Source organism: Aeromonas caviae (genome assembly GCF_000819785.1).
GTDB lineage: Bacteria > Pseudomonadota > Gammaproteobacteria > Enterobacterales > Aeromonadaceae > Aeromonas > Aeromonas caviae.
On sequence record NZ_CDBK01000107.1, the window covers coordinates 65677 to 85870 of the forward strand.

General features: G+C 59.7%; 17 protein-coding genes. 11 read left to right on the forward strand and 6 right to left on the reverse strand.

Annotation, left to right across the window (positions count from 1 at the left end; translation table 11 throughout):
- Positions 1 to 108: 108 nt before the first annotated feature.
- Positions 109 to 1302 (reverse strand): class I SAM-dependent methyltransferase, encoded by a 1194-nt coding sequence (locus BN1120_RS19455; protein WP_039039155.1) that lies wholly within the window; start codon positions 1300 to 1302, stop codon positions 109 to 111.
- 184 nt (positions 1303 to 1486) lie between these two features.
- Positions 1487 to 2917 carry a methyl-accepting chemotaxis protein gene (locus BN1120_RS19460; protein WP_042017629.1) on the reverse strand — a complete coding sequence of 477 codons (1431 nt, stop codon included), beginning with the start codon at positions 2915 to 2917 and terminating at the stop codon, positions 1487 to 1489.
- 85 nt (positions 2918 to 3002) lie between these two features.
- Here BN1120_RS19460 and BN1120_RS19465 point away from each other — a divergent pair, with 85 nt between their 5' ends.
- Complete coding sequence (locus tag BN1120_RS19465) at positions 3003 to 3275, forward strand: acylphosphatase (RefSeq protein ID WP_042017631.1); 273 nt, start codon at positions 3003 to 3005, stop codon at positions 3273 to 3275.
- Between the two features lie 83 nt (positions 3276 to 3358).
- Here the strand turns inward: BN1120_RS19465 and BN1120_RS19470 are convergent, their stop codons facing one another.
- Both BN1120_RS19470 and metG read right to left on the reverse strand, forming a co-directional pair.
- Positions 3359 to 3994: a glutathione S-transferase family protein gene (locus BN1120_RS19470; protein WP_042017632.1), complete on the reverse strand. Its 636-nt coding sequence runs from the start codon at positions 3992 to 3994 to the stop codon at positions 3359 to 3361.
- 195 nt (positions 3995 to 4189) lie between these two features.
- Positions 4190 to 6223, reverse strand: a complete 2034-nt coding sequence (gene metG / locus BN1120_RS19475) for a methionine--tRNA ligase (protein ID WP_042017633.1) — start codon at positions 6221 to 6223, stop codon at positions 4190 to 4192.
- 185 nt (positions 6224 to 6408) lie between these two features.
- On the opposite strand from metG, the gene apbC reads away from it, so the two are divergent.
- The 4 genes from apbC (at position 6409) to BN1120_RS19495 (ending at position 10682) form a co-directional block, all read left to right on the forward strand.
- Complete coding sequence (apbC, locus tag BN1120_RS19480) at positions 6409 to 7491, forward strand: iron-sulfur cluster carrier protein ApbC (RefSeq protein WP_042017634.1); 1083 nt, start codon at positions 6409 to 6411, stop codon at positions 7489 to 7491.
- A gap of 108 nt (positions 7492 to 7599) precedes the next feature.
- Positions 7600 to 8244: a uridine kinase gene (gene udk, locus BN1120_RS19485; protein WP_042017635.1), complete on the forward strand. Its 645-nt coding sequence runs from the start codon at positions 7600 to 7602 to the stop codon at positions 8242 to 8244.
- A 63-nt stretch (positions 8245 to 8307) separates the two neighbouring features.
- Positions 8308 to 8889 carry a dCTP deaminase gene (gene dcd / locus BN1120_RS19490; protein WP_010674732.1) on the forward strand — a complete coding sequence of 194 codons (582 nt, stop codon included), beginning with the start codon at positions 8308 to 8310 and terminating at the stop codon, positions 8887 to 8889.
- Between the two features lie 320 nt (positions 8890 to 9209).
- Positions 9210 to 10682 carry an inorganic phosphate transporter gene (locus BN1120_RS19495; RefSeq protein WP_041211421.1) on the forward strand — a complete coding sequence of 491 codons (1473 nt, stop codon included), beginning with the start codon at positions 9210 to 9212 and terminating at the stop codon, positions 10680 to 10682.
- 636 nt (positions 10683 to 11318) lie between these two features.
- Here BN1120_RS19495 and rne read toward each other — a convergent pair.
- Entirely contained in the window at positions 11319 to 14450 is a 3132-nt protein-coding gene (gene rne, locus BN1120_RS19500; protein WP_042017636.1) for a ribonuclease E, read from the reverse strand.
- A gap of 414 nt (positions 14451 to 14864) precedes the next feature.
- Between rne and rluC the strand changes: the two genes are divergently transcribed.
- Entirely contained in the window at positions 14865 to 15809 is a 945-nt protein-coding gene (gene rluC / locus BN1120_RS19505) for a 23S rRNA pseudouridine(955/2504/2580) synthase RluC (RefSeq protein WP_201889990.1), read from the forward strand.
- A 52-nt stretch (positions 15810 to 15861) separates the two neighbouring features.
- On the opposite strand, the gene BN1120_RS19510 is transcribed toward rluC, so the two are convergent.
- Complete coding sequence (locus BN1120_RS19510; protein WP_041215169.1) at positions 15862 to 16443, reverse strand: Maf family protein; 582 nt, start codon at positions 16441 to 16443, stop codon at positions 15862 to 15864.
- A gap of 159 nt (positions 16444 to 16602) precedes the next feature.
- On the opposite strand from BN1120_RS19510, the gene BN1120_RS19515 reads away from it, so the two are divergent.
- The 5 genes from BN1120_RS19515 (at position 16603) to BN1120_RS19530 (ending at position 20157) form a co-directional block, all read left to right on the forward strand.
- On the forward strand, positions 16603 to 17256 hold the full coding sequence (locus BN1120_RS19515) for an START domain-containing protein (RefSeq protein ID WP_042017639.1): 654 nt from the start codon (positions 16603 to 16605) through the stop codon (positions 17254 to 17256).
- A 196-nt stretch (positions 17257 to 17452) separates the two neighbouring features.
- Positions 17453 to 17974 (forward strand): 23S rRNA accumulation protein YceD, encoded by a 522-nt coding sequence (yceD, locus tag BN1120_RS19520; protein WP_029314532.1) that lies wholly within the window; start codon positions 17453 to 17455, stop codon positions 17972 to 17974.
- Between the two features lie 20 nt (positions 17975 to 17994).
- Positions 17995 to 18162 carry a 50S ribosomal protein L32 gene (gene rpmF / locus BN1120_RS21105; protein WP_005300935.1) on the forward strand — a complete coding sequence of 56 codons (168 nt, stop codon included), beginning with the start codon at positions 17995 to 17997 and terminating at the stop codon, positions 18160 to 18162.
- Between the two features lie 9 nt (positions 18163 to 18171).
- Entirely contained in the window at positions 18172 to 19191 is a 1020-nt protein-coding gene (plsX, locus tag BN1120_RS19525; protein ID WP_042017640.1) for a phosphate acyltransferase PlsX, read from the forward strand.
- 6 nt (positions 19192 to 19197) lie between these two features.
- The gene (locus BN1120_RS19530) at positions 19198 to 20157 is read left to right on the forward strand and encodes a beta-ketoacyl-ACP synthase III (protein ID WP_010674740.1); all 960 of its coding nucleotides are present in this window, start codon (positions 19198 to 19200) and stop codon (positions 20155 to 20157) included.
- Positions 20158 to 20194: the final 37 nt, after the last annotated feature.

Consider the following 20194-nt stretch of genomic DNA (forward strand, 5'->3'; position numbering starts at 1 on the left):
GCATAAAAAAAGCCCGCTTTGATCGCGGGCTTTTTGATGACTAGTAGAACCCAGCCTGGCCCGGATCTGGCACCGGGAACAAGGGGTGGTCAGCATGGTCTGCTCGGCTTAGCGGGCGCGCACCACCAGCCCCTTGAGGTAGAAGCCTTCCGGATAGGCGGTGCCGATGGGGTGATCGGATGCCTGGGAGAGGAGCTCCAGGATCTGGGCATCACGGCCGGCATCGAGGGCAGCATCGGCCACTATCTTCTGGAACAGGCTCTGCTCCATCAGGCCGGAGCAGGAGTAGGTCAAGAGCACGCCACCCGGCGCCAGCAGCTGGAAGGCCAGCATGTTGATGTCCTTGTAGCCGCGGCAGGCGCCCAGCAGCTGGGCCTTGCTCTCGGCAAACTTGGGCGGGTCCAGCACGATGACATCGAACTTCTCGCCCTTCTCGCGATATTCGCGCAAGAGCTTGAAGACGTCGTGACGCACGAACTGGGTGTTGCTGGTATCGAGACCGTTCAGTTCGGCGTTCTGGCGGGCGATGTCCAGCGCATTCTGGGAGAGATCGACGTTGACCACCTCCTTGGCACCGCCCTGGAGGGCATAGACCCCGAAACCGCCGGTGTAGCAGAAGCAGTTGAGCACCCGCTTGCCTTCAGTGTATTTCGCTGCGGCAAGGCGGTTATCCCGCTGATCCAGATAGAAACCCGTCTTGTGACCGTTACGAATATCGACCAGGATCTTGACGCCGCCGTTCTCCTCGATGACCACGGGGTCGGTCGGGGTCTCGCCATGGATGACGCCGGTGCGCTCCTTCAGCCCTTCCTTCTTGCGCACGGCCACGTCGGAGCGCTCATAGATGCTGCACTCGGGGTAGAGGGTACGCAGGGCTTGCGTGATCAGCTCGCGCTGGAACTCGGCGCCGGCAGAGAGAATTTGGCACACCAGGAAGTCGGCGTAACGGTCGATGGTCAGACCCGGCAGGCCGTCGGATTCGGCGGCGCAGAGGCGATAACCGGTGAGGCCCTGACGTTTGATGAGCCCGTCGCGGGACTCCTGCGCATATTTGAGGCGACGGATGAAGAAGTCGAGATCGACGCTCTCATCCTTGTCGAAGGTCCAGACCCGGGCACGGATCTGGGAGCTGCCGGACCAGGCGCCACGGGCGAGCCATTTGCCGTCATGGGTGAAGATCTCGACGGTATCGCCGTCAACGGGGTTGCCCTGCACCCGCTCAATGCCCTTGGAGAAGATCCAGGGGTGGCGACGCAGCAGGGATTTTTCGCGGCCTTTGACGAGATAGATGGAAGCGCTCATGGGTAGTTGCCGATGGTAGAAAAGAAGGGGGCATATAGTAGGGGCTGTGAGGGTAGGCACGCAAGCCGCGTCTACCGGGATCCGTGCATCCTCACGCGGTCAGGGTCGGACGGGCTGTTTCGCGCGTCCCCAGCACTTGGCCCAGACATGGCAGGCCATCTGGACGATGGCCTGCCGGAGGGGGTCAGATCCGCAGGCCGGTGAGCGCCTGACCGAGTTCATTGGCGGTTCCCTTGAGGCCGGTGGTGCCGGCGACCGCCGCGCTGGCGGACTCCTCCACCCGGCTTGCCTCGTGGCGCACCTTGTCGAGGTTGCGGGTGATCTCCTCGGCCACCGAACTCTGCTCTTCGCTGGAGGTGGCGATCTGGGTGCTCATCTCCAGCACCGCATCGCTGTGGTTGCTGAGCCGCTCGATGTCCATGCCCACCTCGGTGATGAGCTGCTGGCTGTCGGCGGCGCGCCCCACCGTCTTCTCCATGATGTCGTTCAGCGCCCCGGTCCCGGCCTGGAGCTCCTCGATCATCTGCTGGATTTCCACCGTGGCCTGCTGGGTGCGGCTGGCGAGGGTGCGCACCTCGTCGGCCACCACCGCAAAGCCGCGTCCCTGTTCACCAGCGCGGGCCGCCTCGATGGCGGCGTTGAGGGCCAGCAGGTTGGTTTGCTGGGAGATGGCGTTGATGACGTTGACCACTTCGTTGATGCGATTGGCGTTGTGAGTCAGCCGCTCGACCGCGCCCGATGCATTGCCAATCTCGTCTGCCAGGGTGCGGATGGCGGTAATGGTACGTGCCACCCGCTGTGCCCCGTGAGTCGCCTCGTCGCTGGACTGGCGGGTTTGCAGCAGGGTGTCGTTGGCGTTGCGGGCCACTTCCCGGATGGCGGCGGACATCTGCTCCATGGCGGCGGCAAGGGAGTCCATGTGCTGGCGCTGGGCGCGGGCAAGCTGCTCGCCGTCGCTGGCATGCTCGCGAAATTCGTCTGCGGCTAGGGTAAGGGCATCGGCGGACTCTTCCACCAGTTGCACTATCTTGTGCTGGCGGTCGGTGAAGGTGTCGATGCTGCCCGCCAGAATGGAGAACTCGTCCCGTACCGGGAAGAAGTTGAGCCGGAAGGTGAGATCGCCGTTCGCCACCGTCTGCAACGCCTTGTTGGTGGAGTAGAGGGCCCCCGAGACAAAGGTCATCAGATAGTGGGTGATGAGGGCCAGCAGGGCGGCCAGCACCGCGATGATGGTGAGCGTGGTGCCCTGGCCATCCCAGAGGGCGTACTGACTCGTATCCAGGGTGCCGGAGACGACGCCCGCCTGACCTGCGCTGGCACCATAGCGATAGATGTCTCCCTGCTGGCTAAGTCCGGTGGCGGCGCCAGGCGTCAGCACGAGATCCGCGGGTAGGGTAAGGGTCGGCTGCTGGCTCACCAGCTGGGCCGTGGTCTCGACCCGCCCTTTTAGCTGATCCACTCTGAGCTGCATCGCCTGATCATGGCCGTCGGCCAGCAGATACCAGGTGAGGAAGGCGATGAACACCAGGGGGCACCAGAAGGTGATGAGAAATTTCTCGCTGATCGTGAGGTGAATGAGATAACGGTCAACCCACCGAAACTTTACTTCTTTCATAATGGTATTGCGTCCTGCAAGGGGAAGAGAGTGTCGCGCTCATTATCGCCCCGGGGAAAAATTACTTAAGGGAAAGGTGTGATAAATGGGAGAGCAATCGTTTGTCGTGCGGGTGTGGGGTCAGGTTCAGGGGGTGGGGTTTCGCTACTTCACCCGGGAGCGGGCGCTGCAACTGGGGCTGCGGGGGCATGCCTACAACCTGGAAGATGGCTCGGTGGAGATCCTGATTGCCGGTCCCGAACAGAAGGTACAGATGATGCTGGGCTGGCTTGAGCACGGCCCGCGTACCGCCGAGGTGACCCGAATGGAATATGAGGTGGCGCTACCGCCCAAGGGGAGCGGTTTTCACACCAACTGAGGAGGCGGCAAGGGTCATCGCCTGCACACAATAACGGGAGCCTTGCGGGCTCCCGTTTGCATTGATGATCTCTTGTCTGCGGGTCAGCCTGCCTGGGCGGCGTCGGCGATGGCCTGGGTCTTGGCGAGCACCGTTTGCAGGGCTGGGCGTTTGGCCAGGCGATCCCGATAGGCGGCGAGTTTGGGGGGAATGCTCTGCTCGAAGCGGGTGGCCCACATCAGGGTATGAGCCAGGAGCAGATCCGCGATGGTTACCTGCTCACCCAGCAGGTAACCCTGCTCGGGTACCCAGGATTCGGCGATGGCCGCTGCCTTGTCGAACTCCCACTTGGCGGTGGGGAAGATGGCCGGCAGGCGCTGGGCCTCGGGCAGGGCGAAGCGGTGCTTGCCGATGGTCCACAATGGCTGCTCCAGCTCGCAGGTGATGAAACTGATCCACTGGGCGTGCAGCGCCGAGGCCTGGGTCCCTCTGGCCGGCAGCCAGTTCGGGCCATATACCTCGGCCAGGTACTGCATGATGGCGGCGGACTCGGTCAACACGAACTCCCCGTCCTTGAGCACCGGCATTTTGCCGCTCGGGTTGAGGGTCAAGAACCAGTCGCTGCGGTTCTCGCCCTTGGCGAAGTCGAGAAACTGGAACTGCCATGCCACGTTCAGCTCTTCCAGTAACCAGGATACGCGCAGGGCACGGCTGATGGGGGTGCCGTATAAGGTGATCATGCTTGCTCCTTGCCTGATGAATGGGGCCATGGGCCCGAAGTGAATCGCCAGTCTAGGTAAATTGATCGAGAGCAACAAGCGCCCAAGGGGGGAGGAAAAGCACACAACGGCGCAATCAGCAGGAGAAGAGGAGGAAAGAGAGAAAATAAAAGGGAGGCCAGAGGCCTCCCTCGTTGCTAACGGCTGCGGCAGCGCTTACTTCACGCGCATGCCCGGCTGGGCACCTTCCTGGGGCTCGAGGATCCAGAGATCCTTGCCACCCGGACCTGCCGCCAGCACCATGCCTTCAGACATACCAAAGCGCATCTTGCGCGGGGCCAGGTTGGCCACCATCACGGTCAGCTTGCCTTCCAGATCTTCCGGGTTGTAGGCGGACTTGATACCGGCAAAGACCTGACGGGTTTCGCCGCCGATGTCCAGCTGCAACTTCAGCAGCTTCTCGGCTTCCGGCACCGCTTCGGCTTTCTTGATCAGCGCCACCCGCAGGTCAATCTTGGCAAAGTCGTCGTAGGTGATGGTCTCGCTGATGGGATCGTCCACCAGGGGGCCTGCCGGTTTCTTGCTCTGCTCCTTGGCGAGATCTTCCTTGGACGCTTCCACCATGGCATCCACCTTGGCGGACTCGATGCGGGAGAAGAGCGCCTTGAAGGGGGCGACGCCGTGGTCGACCAGAGGGGCGGCGATGCCATCCCAGGTCAGGGTTTCGCCAAGGAAGACTTCGGCGCGCTCGGCCAGTTGCGGCATGACGGGCTTCAAGTAGGCCATCAGCACGCGGAACAGGTTGATGCCGACGGAGCAGACGGCTTGCAGCTCGGCATCCGCCCCTTCCTGCTTGGCGATGACCCAGGGAGCCTTGTCGTCCACATAGCGGTTGGCCTTGTCGGCCAGGGCCATGATCTCGCGGATGGCGCGGCTGAATTCGCGCGCTTCATAGGCTTCGGCGATGCTGGCGCTGGCGTTGGCAAACTCGGCGTAGAGTGCGGGCTCGGCGCAGGTGGTGGCCAGCTTGCCGTCAAAACGCTTGGCGATAAAGCCGGCGTTGCGAGAGGCCAGGTTGACCAGCTTGTTGACCACGTCGGCGTTGACGCGGGAGACGAAGTCTTCGAGGTTCAAGTCCAGATCGTCGATGCGGCTGTTGAGCTTGGCAGCGTAGTAGTAACGCAGGCACTCCGGATCCAGGTGCTTGAGATAGGTGGACGCCTTGATGAAGGTGCCCTTGGACTTGGACATCTTGGCGCCGTTGACGGTCACATAGCCGTGCACGTTGACCTTGGTCGGCTTGCGGAAGTTCGCGCCTTCCAGCATGGCTGGCCAGAACAGGCAGTGGAAGTAGGCGATGTCCTTGCCGATGAAGTGATAGAGCTCGGCGTCGGAGTCCGCTTTCCAGTAGCTGTCGAAGTCGATGTCGCCGCGCTTGTTGCACAGGTTCTTGAACGACGCCATGTAGCCGATGGGGGCGTCCAGCCAGACATAGAAGTACTTGCCGGGGGCACCGGGAATTTCGAAGCCGAAGTAGGGGGCGTCACGGGTGATGTCCCACTGCTGCAGGCCGCTTTCGAACCACTCTTGCATCTTGTTGGCCATCTCTTCCTGGATGGCGCCGGAGCCGCGTACCCAGTCGGCGAGCCAGGCTTCGAACTGAGGCAGGTCGAAGAAGTAGTGTTCTGAGTCCTTCATCACCGGGGTCGCACCGGAGACGGCGGATTTCGGATCAATCAGCTCGGTCGGGCTGTAGGTGGCGCCGCAAGCGTCGCAGTTGTCACCGTACTGATCGGGGGACTTGCACTTGGGGCAGGTGCCCTTGACGAAGCGATCCGGCAGGAACATGGATTTTTCCGGATCAAACAGTTGGGAGATGGTGCGGATCTTGATTTTGCCGGACTCTTTGAGGCGGCCATAGATCACGCCCGCCAGCTCGCGGTTCTCGTCGCTGTGGGTGGAGTGGTAGTTGTCGAAGCTGATGTTGAAACCGGCAAAATCCCCCTGGTGCTCCTGGGAGACGGCGGCAATCATCTCTTCCGGCGAGATCCCCATCTGCTGCGCCTTGAGCATGATAGGCGTGCCGTGGGCATCGTCGGCACAGACGAAATGCACCTGATGGCCACGCATTCGCTGATAACGAACCCAGATATCGGCCTGGATGTGTTCCAGCATGTGGCCGAGATGGATGGAGCCGTTGGCATAGGGGAGGGCGCAGGTTACCAGCATTCTACGAGGATCAGTTGCCATAATACGTTCTTTATGTGCCTGTTGGGATGATACAGTGCCGTGCATGTTACCCGAATTGGGGGCGGCCTGCCTAGGGTTGTGGCCCCCGGTGCCCTGACTGGCGGCATCACGATGACGTCGGCAAGCCACTGATTTATGTGCGGTAACCGTTCACCTCAGCATAACGACAACATAATGGGGAGTTAATGGTGATTGATTCAGTAAAACAGATCCTGGCCGAATTTAAGCCGGCAGGATGGGGCAAGGATCTGGTCGCGGCCGGTTTTGTGCGTACCGTCGAGCGGCACGAACAGACCCTGGCTATTACGCTGGTGCTGCCCTTTGCCGGCCAGTCCCTGTTTGAACAGATCAAAGAGGAGTTCGATTCCCGGCTGCGCAGCGCAACCGGTGCGACCCGCATCGACTGGACGGGGGAGATAGACGTGGCCAGCATGCCCCGCGCGCAGCAACTGGCGGCGGTGCAGGGGATCCGCAATATCCTGGTGGTTGCCTCCGGCAAGGGAGGGGTGGGCAAGTCCACTACCGCGGTCAACCTGGCGCTGGCGCTGCAAAAAGAGGGGGCGCGGGTCGCCCTACTGGATGCGGACATCTATGGCCCCTCCATCCCGACCATGACGGGGACCCTCAAGGAGCGCCCTGTCAGCTTTGATGGCAAGTTGATGGAGCCGGTGATGGCCTGCGGCATCAAGAGCAACAGCATCGGTTATCTGGTGGCCGAGCAGGATGCCACCATCTGGCGCGGTCCCATGGCGAGCAAGGCACTCGGGCAGATCCTGCACGAGACCCGCTGGGGCGAGGTGGACTACCTGGTGGTGGACATGCCCCCGGGCACCGGCGATATCCAGCTGACGCTGGCCCAGCAGGTGCCCACCACGGCGGCGGTGATCGTCACGACGCCCCAGGATGTGGCGCTGGCAGATGCCCGCAAGGGGATCGCCATGTTCAACAAGGTCAATGTGCCTGTGCTTGGCATCGTCGAGAACATGAGTTACCACGTCTGCAGTGCCTGCGGGCATCACGAGCCGTTGTTCGGTACCGGCGGTGGCCAGAAGATGGCGGAGCAGTATCACGTGGCGCTGCTTGGTCAGTTGCCGCTGCATATCGACATTCGCCAGCACATGGATGACGGCTGCCCCACCGTGTTCGGTACGCCGGATGGCGAGCTGTCACAGACTTACCTGAAACTGGCTCGCCGGGTAGGGGCCGAGCTCTATTTCAGCGCAAAACCGATTGCGACTCCGCTCTACACGGTGGCGCTGGACGAATAATCGGCGTTCGGCCAAGGGGGACGGATTTGGGGTGGGCATGGCCACCCCTTTTTCATATAATGGATCGGTTTAAACAATCCCCAGTGCTCTTCTCTTTAGGTATTTTCAATGTCTGATACTCAACATTCCTGCGTGATCATCGGTATTGCTGGTGCATCCGCGTCCGGCAAGAGTCTTATCGCCCAAACCATCTATGAAGAGCTGGTGGCCGAGCTGGGAGCGGGTCAGATTGGTGTGATCACCGAGGATTGCTACTACCGTGATCAGACCCACCTGACCATGGAAGAGCGGGTCAAGACCAACTATGACCACCCCAATGCCCTGGATCACGATCTGCTGGTGCAGCATCTGACCCAGCTGACGCAAGGGGAGGCGGTCAACATCCCCCAGTACTCCTATACCGAGCACACGCGCATGAGCGAGGTCACCACCTTTGCACCGCGCCGTGTCATCATCCTCGAAGGGATACTGCTGTTGACCGACAGCCGCCTGCGCGAACTGATGGACGCCTCCATCTTCATGGATACCCCGCTCGACATCTGTTTGCTGCGCCGTCTGGTGCGCGATGTGCAGGAGCGCGGTCGTACCATGGACTCCGTGCTCAAGCAGTATCAGAAGACTGTGCGTCCCATGTTCATGCAGTTCATCGACCCGTCCAAGCAGTATGCCGACGTGATCGTGCCCCGTGGCGGCAAGAACCGCATCGCCATCGACATGCTCAAGGCGCGTATCCGCCATATGTTGATTGGTTGAGAGAAAACAAGCCGGGTGATGCCCGGCTTTTTTTAATGAATCTTTTGTCAGGAGAGTCGCAGAATGCGTCTTTGTGATACCGATATCGAACGGCACCTGGATGAAGGCAAGATCGTTATCGAGCCACGGCCCGGTGTTGAGCGGATCAGCGGCGTCAGCGTCGATGTGCTGCTGGGCAACGAGTTTCGGGTGTTTCGCGATCATACCGCGCCTTACATCGACCTTGGCGGTACCAGTGCCGAGATGGCCGATGCCATCGAGCGGGTGATGAGCGAGGAGATCCACGTGCCGGACGGTGAAGCCTTCTATCTGCACCCGGGTCAGCTGGCGCTGGCGGTGACCTATGAATCGGTTACCTTGCCCGCCGATATCGTCGGCTGGCTGGATGGTCGCTCCTCCCTGGCGCGCCTCGGCCTCATGGTACACGTCACCGCCCACCGCATCGATCCGGGCTGGTCCGGTCGCATCGTGCTGGAGTTTTACAACGGCGGCAAGTTGCCTCTGGCCCTGCGTCCCAAGATGAAGATCGGTGCCCTGAACTTCGAGATGCTGTCAGGTACCGCGGCTCGCCCGTACAACAAACGGGAAAATGCCAAATACAAGAGTCAGCAAGGGGCTGTGGCCAGCCGGATCAACCAGGATTGACCCCCGCACCGTGCGGCTTGTCTATCGAGGAGGGTGCCAGGGCACCCTCTTTTATATCTGACAAAAGGAAACGGACGTGCCGAGCGGGTTGAAAAGCGGCCTTTTTCGGGACATCGAGCGATGCTTGGGCTTTGATTGGCGCCTATCCACAGCAATGGAATGGACTTAAATTAATCCTCGACAAGCCCCGTTCCTACAGGCCCTAAGACATTTTCTGACGGAATGCCCTTTTTTTTTTTTGCTGAAATATTTCAACAACGGGTATGGCGCATCGAGCCTTCTGGCATAATCCGCCGCAACTCATAAACAGGTTCGTTTTTATGTTTGAAATGTTTAGTGGTTTGGGTTTGTGGTGGTCAATCGGTTTGGTATTGGCCGTTTTTTTTGTGCTGGCCTATGAATTCATCAACGGCTTTCACGATACCGCCAACGCGGTAGCAACGGTTATCTATACCAAGGCGATGCCGGCTCATATGGCGGTGGTGGCTTCCGGTCTGTTCAATTTCGCCGGGGTCATGCTGGGGGGATTGGGGGTGGCCTACGCCATCGTTCACCTGCTGCCCATCGATCTGCTGCTTGGCATGGACTCTACCCAGGGTCTGATCATGGTGTTCTCCCTGCTGTTCTCGGCCATCGTCTGGAACCTGGGAACCTGGTACTTCGGTATTCCGGCATCCAGCTCCCACACCCTGATCGGTTCCATCCTGGGGGTAGGCGGCGCCTATGCCCTGATCAGCCATCAACCCCTGAAAGAGGGTATCAACGTCGGCAAAGCCATCGACATCATGCTCTCTCTCATCATCTCTCCCACCGTGGGCTTCATCATTGCCGCCCTGCTGCTGTTCGCCATGAAGCGCGTATGGCTTGGCAGCAAGATCCACAAGACCCCGGAAGAGCGCCTGCTGGTGGACGGCAAGAAGCATCCACCGTTCTGGGCCCGTGTCACTCTGATTTGTTCCGCAATGGGGGTGAGCTTCGTGCACGGCTCCAACGATGGTCAGAAAGGCATCGGTCTGGTGATGCTGGTGCTGATCTGCATGGCGCCTGCCTATTTTGCGCTGGACATGAACAGCCGCTCCTATGATCTGGACAGAACCCAGGATGCCAACCAGCGCATCATGGAGATCTACCAGCGTAACCAGGAACAGGTTTCCCATCTGGTGAACTTCAGTGTGCCTGCCAAAGCCCAGGAAGAGCTGATGAGTCACTGTGCGGCAGGGGAGGCCCTGCAGGCCATGGCTACCCTCGACAAGCGTCTGGGCCAGGTGCGCACCTACGAGGAGATGAACCTGGTAGATCGCCGCGAGGTGCGTCGTCTGCTGCTGTGCATCGACGACACTGCCCGCAAGGTCTCCAAGTTGCCGCTGCCGGCCAAGGAGCTGACCGATCTCGCCAAATGGCGCAAGGATCTGACCGCAACGGCCGAATATGCGCCGACCTGGGTCATCGTGTCCATCGCCCTGGCGCTCGGTTGCGGCACCATGGTGGGCTGGCGTCGTATCGTCTACACGGTAGGGGAGAAGATCGGTTCCTCCGGCATGACCTACAGCCAAGGCATTGCAGCCCAGATCACGGCCGCCGCGTCCATCGGGATTGCGAGTCTGACCGGGATGCCGGTGTCCACCACCCACATTCTCTCCTCTGCGGTGGCGGGGACCATGGTGGCCAACAAATCCGGCCTGCAGAGCCAGACCATCAAGACCATTCTGCTGGCCTGGGTGCTGACGTTGCCGCTCACCATGCTGCTCTCCGGCGGTCTCTTCCTGCTGAACAACCATCTCTTTGGCGGGTAAGCGCGACAGTCATTGGAAATGAAACAAGGGCCTTCGGGCCCTTTTTTGTTGCCTGGTGAATGTCACGTCATACGGCAATAGTTCAATGAGTAATAGCTGTATGCCATCAGACAAGATGTTGAATGACATTATCTATCACCTCTTTTGCTTCTCTACATCCCTAAACCACTCGTTGTGCACAGTGAGGGGACCTGTCTGTGTGATGCCTTGTTACAAGCCGATGCTTGCACGTAAAGCAGAAGGGAGGGTGTTCAATGCTCACTAAAAATGATGAGGGTGAAGAGTGCCACAGGTTGCCCTATGTCTGGCATTCGCGTTCAACCTGGGCTGTCTCAGCCACCACGAACACACCGACTGTGCTACCAAAGGGGAACGCTGCCAGACTGTTTGCCAATGGCATCATATGCCGTCAACTATCGACAAAGCAGAGCATGTCGTGATGCTTTGACAGAGATGAATCCTCTGTCTGGTGTGTTATTCACGTCTTGTTTGGACTGGGTGTGTGTGGTCGCTGAACATCGGGAAAGCGGCGGATATCGAACAGGCAGGGGGGAGAGCAAGGAGATGTCAGCCCCAAAAAAGAGACAAAAAAAGAGCCACACAATGTGTGGCTCTTTATTCAGACTACGAGTCTGCTCAGGGGCGACCGGCCGGGCTGGTTGCCACGTTGCTGGCAGCGGTGCTGCCACCGTGGCGACCGGAGGTCACGACTTCGCTGCGTACCAGGGGAGCGTACTCCACGGGTTCACGGGGTGTCGGGGCAGGAGCCGCAGCCGGCGTTGCCATGGGGGCATAAGCCTTGCGGGCACGGGCCAATACACCGGCACCCTTGCTGACCTTCACTTCGGGGCTGGTTGCTGGCTCGGTTTGCACCACGGCAGCCGGCATCTCGACGACCTCCGCCTCGGCGGTGGCCGTCTCCTCAGCGATCACGACAGGTGCCGCTTCAGCAACCGGTGCAACCTCTTCTGGGATGGCCTCCACTTGCTGGGTCTGCTCGACAGCGTCGATCACGGCTACAGGTTCGTCATGAGAGGCGGTGTCGACGATAGGTTCGACCATCTCGGGTTCGACAACTGCCACTTCGGCGACGGGTTCAGCGTCTGCTTGCGCAGCCTGCTCAACTTCGTCAGTGGAGGGCACGTCCACAGCCTGGGCTGCCAGTGCTTGCTCTGCCGCTTCCTCAGCAACGGCTTCAGCCACCACGTGCTCGGTCAGAGCGGCGGAGGCCTGCAGGGCTGCTGCAACCGCTTCTGCGCTCGGAATGGTGATGACAGGCACAACCGGTTCTTCCACCTTCACCTGAGCCGCATCGGCCTGGGCCGCGGTAGTCAGCTGCACTTCACCTTGTGCTTCGTCTTCACGCTGGCCACGAGCCTCTTCGTTGATGCGCTTGCGACGTTGCCCTTCGATACGCTGATTGCGCGGAGTACGGCGGGAGCGACGCTGACCTTCGCCTTGCTCTTCTTGCTGCTCAGCGGCGGCTTGCACGTCGGCGACATCGGTGACGACGTGCTCGTCACTCGGCAGGGCAGGGGTGTCGGTCGCGGCGACATCGACACGGATCTGCTTGCGCAGTTGGCGACGTTCACGGCGCTCAGCAACTTTCTGCTCTTTCTCCTGACGCGGTTCAGCGCTGGCGACCGCAGTATCAACGGTATCAACCGCCTCGACGATCACCTCGGCACGGGGTTCGCGGGGGGCGCGAGGTTCACGAGCAGGACGCGGAGCACGAGGTTCGCGCTCCTGGCGGGGTTCGCGAGGCTCACGCTCCATGCGCTGTTCGGTGCGCACGTCACCACGGGGTTCCCGTTCCTGGCGCGGCTCACGCTCTTTGCGCGGGCGACGATTGCGGTTCTCTGCGCCATCGCGGTTTGCCGCACCTTCACGCTTGTCACCGCTCTCGGCGTTGCGATTGCTGCGGTTGTCGTCACGACGGCCACGTTGACCACGGCTGCGGGATTCATCGCGCTGGTGACGGTGCCCGTCATCTTTGCGAGCTTCGCGCTGGGCGGCCGGTTTGTCGGCAGGCGCCTTCACCTCGGCCGGAGCCGCATCGGAGGAGGCACCGAACAGGCCGGAGAAGGCCTTGGCCAGCTTGCCAAAGAAGCCGACTTGTTCTGCAACCGGAGCGGGAGTCGCAACAGGAGCCGGGGCGGCGGGCGCAACCGGCTGGGGAGCCGGGGCAAACCCTTGCAGCAGCGGCTGTTCGCGCTCGACTACCTGAGCCTGGCGCGGCTGGTAGACCGGCTTGGCAATTTCGGTTTTGAGCTCGTAGCTGGCCGCTTCCGGGATCTCGTTCTGACGGATGCGGGTCACTTCGTAGTGCGGGGTTTCCAGATGCTGGTTCGGAATGATGTAGACACGTACATCATTGCGCTGTTCCAGATTGGCGATGGAGGTACGCTTCTCGTTGAGCAGATAGGCGGCCACATCGACTGGCACCTGGGCATGCACCTGCTCGGTGTTGTCCTTCATGGCCTCTTCTTCGATGAGACGCAGGATGGACAGGGCGAGGGATTCGTTGTCACGGATGACCCCCTGACCCTGGCAACGGGGGCAGATATGGCTGCTGGACTCGTTGAGGGAGGGACGCAGACGCTGGCGAGACATCTCCAGCAGACCGAAACGGGAGATACGGCCCAGCTGGATACGGGCACGATCCTGATGCACCGCTTCACGCAGACGGTTTTCCACTTCGCGCTGATGGCGAACCGGGGTCATGTCGATGAAGTCGATGACAATCAGGCCACCCAGGTCACGCAGGCGCAATTGACGGGCAATCTCGTCGGCCGCTTCCAGGTTGGTCTGCAGGGCGGTCTCTTCGATATCGCCGCCCTTGGTGGCGCGGGAGGAGTTGATATCGATGGAGGTCAGTGCTTCGGTCGGGTCGATGACGATGCTGCCGCCGGAGGGCAGGCGCACTTCGCGCTGGAAGGCCGATTCGATCTGGCTCTCGATCTGGAAGTGGTTGAACAGAGCGACATCGCCCTTGTACAGCTTCACGCGATTGAGGAAATCGGGACGGACCAGCTCGATATGCGACTTGGCGCGTTCGAAGATAACCGGGTTGTCGATCAGGATCTCGCCCACATCGCGACGCAGATAGTCACGGATGGCGCGCACGATGACGTTGCTTTCCTGGTGAATGAGCACCGGAGCGGAACGTTGTTGTGACGCCTTGTGGATGGAGTCCCAGTGATTGAGCAGAACGTTCAGATCCCACTCCAGCTCTTCCGGGGACTTGCCCACACCGGCAGTGCGCACGATGAGGCCCATGCCGTCCGGTACGGTCAGTCCGCTCAGGGCTTCCTTCAGCTCGGTCCGCTCGTCACCCTCGATGCGACGGGAGATGCCGCCGGCACGGGGGTTGTTCGGCATCAGCACCAAGTAGCTGCCAGCCAGACTGATGAAGGTGGTGAGGGCTGCACCCTTGGTACCACGCTCTTCCTTGTCGATCTGGACAATCACTTCCTGGCCTTCGCGGACCACTTCTTTGATGTTGGGACGACCCTGATAGGAGTAACCGGAGGGGAAGTAATTGCGGGCGATTTCCTTTAACGGCAGGAAACCGTGGCGTTCGGCGCCATAGTCAACAAAAGCAGCTTCGAGACTGGGTTCTACTCGGGTGATTTTGCCCTTGTAAATGTTCGCTTTTTTCTGCTCGTGTCCCGGACTTTCAATATCCAAATCGTAGAGCTGTTGTCCGTCAACCAGCGCTACGCGCAACTCCTCTTCCTGAGTCGCGTTGATTAGCATTCTTTTCATTGAGTTCTCATTATTTTGTCATTTTGATTCCTCCACTGGGTCCTGCCGGCGCCGGCCTCGGGTCTTCAGCATGCTGGGGCAACCTCCCGGTTGGGGTATGCATGAGGCGCAAACTAAGGGCACTCTGGTTCAGCCTTCTCGAGAGGGCGTGAATTAAGGATACCGATGTGGAGACAATTTACGTCGGTTCTGTTTGTGTTCTCCATGCGTTGTACCTCGCACCCGGGAACCGTCATGTTCTTGTATACACGGTGTTTCGGGATTGGGTGGCATACATTTTGGCCACTTAGTACAAGGCTTGAACACAATGACAAAACCTTGTTTATTATCCCATTTAAACCACTTTTATAGCAAGACGCCATTTTTTAACAAAGCATGGAGCCAAGGGCTGTCAGCGGTGTTAAAATCCGCGCCATGACACAGATACATCAACAAGTGCAGCTGCTCACCATCGAAGCTGAGCATGACGGGCAGCGCATCGACAATTTTCTCAAGACTCAGTTAAAGGGCGTCCCCAAGAGCCTGATTTATCGCATCCTTCGAAAAGGGGAGGTGCGGGTCAACAAAAAGCGCATCAAACCGGAATACAAGCTTTGTGCCGGTGACGAGGTGCGGGTGCCCCCCGTGCGTGTGGCCGAGAAGAATGAGTTGCCTTCTGCCAACCTCGGCAGCATCCAGCGTCTGGAGAGCCAGATCCTGTTTGAAGACGATGCCATGATAGTGCTCAACAAGCCGTCCGGCATGGCAGTGCACGGCGGCAGCGGCCTCAGTTTTGGCGTCATCGAAGGGCTGCGTGCTCTGCGCCCCGAAGCCCGTTTCCTCGAACTGGTGCACCGGCTGGATCGCGACACCTCCGGCGTGCTGCTGGTTGCCAAGAAGCGCAGTGCCCTGCGCAGCCTGCACGAGCAGTTGCGGGTCAAGACCATGCGCAAGCAGTATCTGGCGCTGGTGCGCGGCCAGTGGCAACCCCACGTCAAGGTGGTCAATGCGCCACTTCGCAAAAATGATCTGCAATCCGGCGAGCGGGTGGTGCGGGTCAGCAGCGATGGCAAACCTTCCGAGACCCGGTTCCGGATTGCCCGTCAGTTTGCCGAGGCCACACTGGTCGAGTGCAGTCCCATCACTGGCCGTACTCACCAGATCCGTGTCCACACCCAGCACGCCGGCCATCCCATCGCCTGCGATGACAAATATGGTGAGGCCGGGTTTGATGAAAAAATGCGGGGGCAGGGGCTAAAGCGTTTGTTCCTGCACGCCTGGAAGCTCACCTTTACTCATCCGGTAGATGAGCGGGAGATGCAGGTGGAAGCGCCATTGTCACCGGAGCTTGAGGCGTTCCTCGCCAAGCTGCCACGCTGACAGCCATGAAAAACGGGAGCCAAGGCTCCCGTTTTTCATGGCAGAGTTCTTGTTATGGCAGAGCCAGGCCGTGGCGACCCAGGAGATCAACCAAGCCTATCAGGGGAAGACCGACAAGGGCGTTGGGATCGCGCCCCTCCAGCGCCTTGAACAAGACGATGCCCATTCCCTCGCATTTGAAGCTGCCGGCACAATCCAGAGGACGTTCGGCCTCCACATAGCGACGGATGGCGGCTTCGTCGAGCGAGCGAAAATGCACGGTGAAAGGCTCGACGAGCTGCTCGGCATGGCCATTCGCAGCATTGATCACACAGAGCCCGGTGTAAAAGATGACGCGCTTGCCTTGTGCCCGCAGCAACTGCTCGACCGCCTTCTCCACCGTGCCGGGTTTGCCGAGGATCTGCCCGTCACAGACGCACACCTGATCTGAACCGATGATCAATCCTTGATCACGGTCAGCGGCAACGGCATTCGCCTTTGCAAACGCCAATCTGCTGACCAGAGCTTCTGCGGTCTCCCCGTGTCGCGCCGTCTCATCGACTTGAGGCGCAGCACAGTGAAATGGCTGACCGAGTTTTTCCAGCAAGGTCTTGCGGTAGGACGAGGTGGACGCGAGGATCAAGGAAGGCTGCATGTTTTGATGATATCCATTTATAAATCAATTGGTTGATTCTATCTGTGCAGATGGGGCCACGCAAACAGGAGATGTCTACAGCGGGACTCGCCTAATTAGCGGGAAGCATGCATGCTGAGGAAACCACAGCACAAACACAAGAGATCGGAATTGAGCGTGATGACACGATATGCGGCCTTGGTCATGGCACTGATCTCCTTCGCCAGCTGGGCAGGGACATGGCAACTTCGCCAGGGGGATGAGGGGGTGATGCTCTGGACCCAGCCACATCCTCCGACCTCTTTTCAGGCCTTACGTCTGGAGATGCGGGTGAATGCCGATCCTGGCGCGCTGATCACGGTGCTGCGGAACACGGCGCGCCATGAAGAGTGGTTGCCCCAGAGCCGTGAAGTCAGGGTGCTGGCCAGATCGGGTCCCGACGATGATCTGGTCTATACCCGCCTGGCATCTCCCTGGCCGGTGCAAGACAGGGAGCTCATCACCCGCTCCCATCTGAGTCGACGCATTGATTGCAGCCTGACTCTCGAGGTGTGGGCAGAGCCGAATGCCCTGCCATTGCATGCAGGGCTGTTCCGGATCCAGGAAAGCGCCGGACGGTGGGAGGCGCTCCCCCAACGGGATGGCAGCACACTCGTTCGGCTCGAAACCTATACCAACCCGGGCAACAACTTGCCGGGCTGGCTGGTCAATCCCATTGCCATCAAGGCTGCCGTGGGCAGTTTCAAAGCCATACGCCGACTGATGGAAGCCGAGCCCAGAGTGGCTGCGACACCAGGCCTGCTGGGGAGCGACCCGCGCTGTTCTGCCACCTGATGAGACACCAAGGAGCACATCCGGTGGGCAGACAGGGGAGGGGAACAGGATCCTGTGCCAGATCCTGCACGATATGGCATAATCGGCCACCGATGAGCACAAGTTCCTCTTGCAGGGGCCTGTGAAGGTAAAATCATCGGCGGTAAGGACTTTTTCCTTTGACTATCCCTTGTTGGACCTATAATATTCGCGCCCTATGCAAAAGGTGAAGTTGCCCGTTAAGGTTGATCCAGTCCGTAATGCCTTGAAGCTACTCGATTATGTCGGGATAGTGGAAAAGTCGCAGATGCCCAGGCTGGAGGAATCAACCGAAGGCTTGCGAAGTGATGTGGATGTCACACTGCACTTTGGCAAAGATGTCCAGAAGTTGACCGTTATGAAAGGCACTGCCCATGCCAAGGTCGACCTGGTTTGCCAGCGTTGTGGTGAGACATTTGAACACCTTTGTGAAGCTAGTTTTATTTACACTCCGCTGTTCGAAAGAACAAACGAGGAAGAACTGCCGGAAGCTTATGAGCCCATTGAATTGGACGAAAACGGCGAGATAGATCTTCATCAAATCCTGGAGGATGAACTCATCCTCTCGTTGCCTCAGGTAGCCATGCATCCGGTGGATGTGTGTCCCAGAGGAAACATGGAGATGACCTGGGGTGAAATCGAACCTGCTGATGAGCGGCCGAATCCCTTTGCAGTTCTTGAAGCGCTCAAACGTAAGTGAATTTTAGGAGTTAGCCTACCATGGCCGTACAACAGAACCGTAAAACCCGCGCCAAGCGTGGCATGCGTCGTTCCCACGATGCGCTGACCACCGCTGCCCTGACTGTTGATCAGACCAGTGGCGAAATTCATCGTCGTCACCACGTGACTGCCGATGGTTTCTACCGCGGTAAAAAGGTAATCGCTTAAGGATTGCCTTTGTCTACGCAAACTGTCGCGCTAGACATAATGGGGGGAGATATCGGCCCCTCGGAAACAGTGCCTGCCGCCGTGCAGGCACTGTCTCTTCTACCCCAGCTAAAACTTGTTCTGGTCGGTGATCAACACCAGACCGCCCCTCTTCTGCAGCAATATGGCCTGCTCAATCACCCTCGCGTTCGTCTCGTGCATGCCTCCCAGGTCGTGGGCATGGGCGAAAAGCCTATCGTGGCGCTGCGTACCCTGAAAGACTCCTCCATGCGCGTGACCCTGGATCTGGTCAAGAGCGGCGTGGCCGATGCCTGTGTCAGTGCAGGCAACACTGGTGCCTTGATGGCCATGGCCAAGTGCGTGCTCAAATCCTTGCCCGGTGTTGACCGGCCAGCCCTCATCAAGGCGCTGCCCACATTGGGTGGAAAACGGACCGTGATGCTGGATCTGGGTGCGAACGTGAGCTGCGATGCCGACACCTTGCTGCAATTTGCCGTGATGGGCGCTGTGGTTGCAGAGAAGGTCGAGGGGATACCGTCACCCAGAGTGGCACTGCTCAACGTGGGGGAGGAGGAGATCAAGGGCAACGACCTGGTGCGCCACAGCGCCGAGTTGCTGCGCCAATGCTCCGCCCTGAATTTTGTCGGTTTCATTGAGGGGGACAGGATCTTCAGCGGCGAGTGCGACGTGATCGTCTGCGACGGTTTCGTGGGCAACGTGGCGCTCAAGACCGCGGAGGGGGTGGTGCGGATGATGGCTGAACTGGCCGGATATCCGCGTAAAAAACGCAGTTTTCTTGGTCGACTCGCCGGATTTATGTTCAAACGGCGTTTCTCTTACCTGAACCCCGACCAGTATAATGGCGCGAGTCTGTTAGGATTGCGCGGCATTGTGGTAAAAAGCCATGGGCGGGCCGAGCGCCGCGCTCTGTGTCATGCGATTCTGCTGGCCGCACAAGAAGCCAGACATCAACTTCCATTGCAAATTGCAGATCGCCTTGAATCTGTCTTTTCCGACAGGGATTTATAAAACTCTATGCATAGCAAAATTCTGGGTACTGGCAGTTATCTGCCGAGTTCGGTTCGTACCAACGCCGATCTTGAACAGATGGTTGAAACCAGTGACGAATGGATCGTGGAACGCACCGGGATCCGTGAACGCCGTATCGCCGGAGCCGACGAAACCGTCGCGACCCTTTCTCATCAGGCGGCCTTGCGTGCGCTTGATGCGGCAGGTCTGACTGCCGCCGATCTGGACATGATAGTGCTGGCCACCACCAGCGCAGAGAATGCCTTCCCAGCTGCTGCCTGTGAACTGCAGGGGCTGCTTGACGTACCGGGGATCCCGGCGTTTGACGTAGCCGCCGCCTGTGCCGGCTTTACATATGCTCTCGCCATCGCCGATCAGTTCGTCAAATCCGGCGCTGCTCGCCACGTGCTGGTTGTCGGTGCGGACGTGCTGTCACGCATGTGCGATCCCGAGGATCGCGGCACCATCATCCTGTTCGGGGATGGGGCAGGGGCCGTGGTCATCGGTGCCAGCGACACTCCTGGCATCCTCTCCACCCATCTGCATGCGGATGGCCGTTATGGCGAGCTGCTCAAACTGCCGCAGCCCCGTCGCGGCATGCCGGGTGCCGAGCTCGAAGCCTACATGTACATGAAGGGCAACGATGTCTTCAAGGTGGCGGTGACACGCCTTAGCGAGATCGTGACCGAAACCCTGGCTGCGGCCAACGTCGAGCCGAGCGAGCTGGACTGGCTGGTGCCCCATCAAGCCAACTTCCGCATTATCAATGCCACCGCGAAGAAACTCGGCATGGGGCTCGACAAGGTGATCCTGACCCTGGATCGTCATGGCAATACCTCCGCGGCCTCCGTGCCCATCGCCTTTGATGAAGGGGTGCGTGATGGTCGCATCAAACCCGGCCAACTGGTCCTGCTGGAAGCCTTCGGCGGCGGTTTTGCCTGGGGCTCTGCGCTGGTTCGCCTCTGATACCGAGCGGTGCCCGGTCCTCGGGCGCCCGCTTACC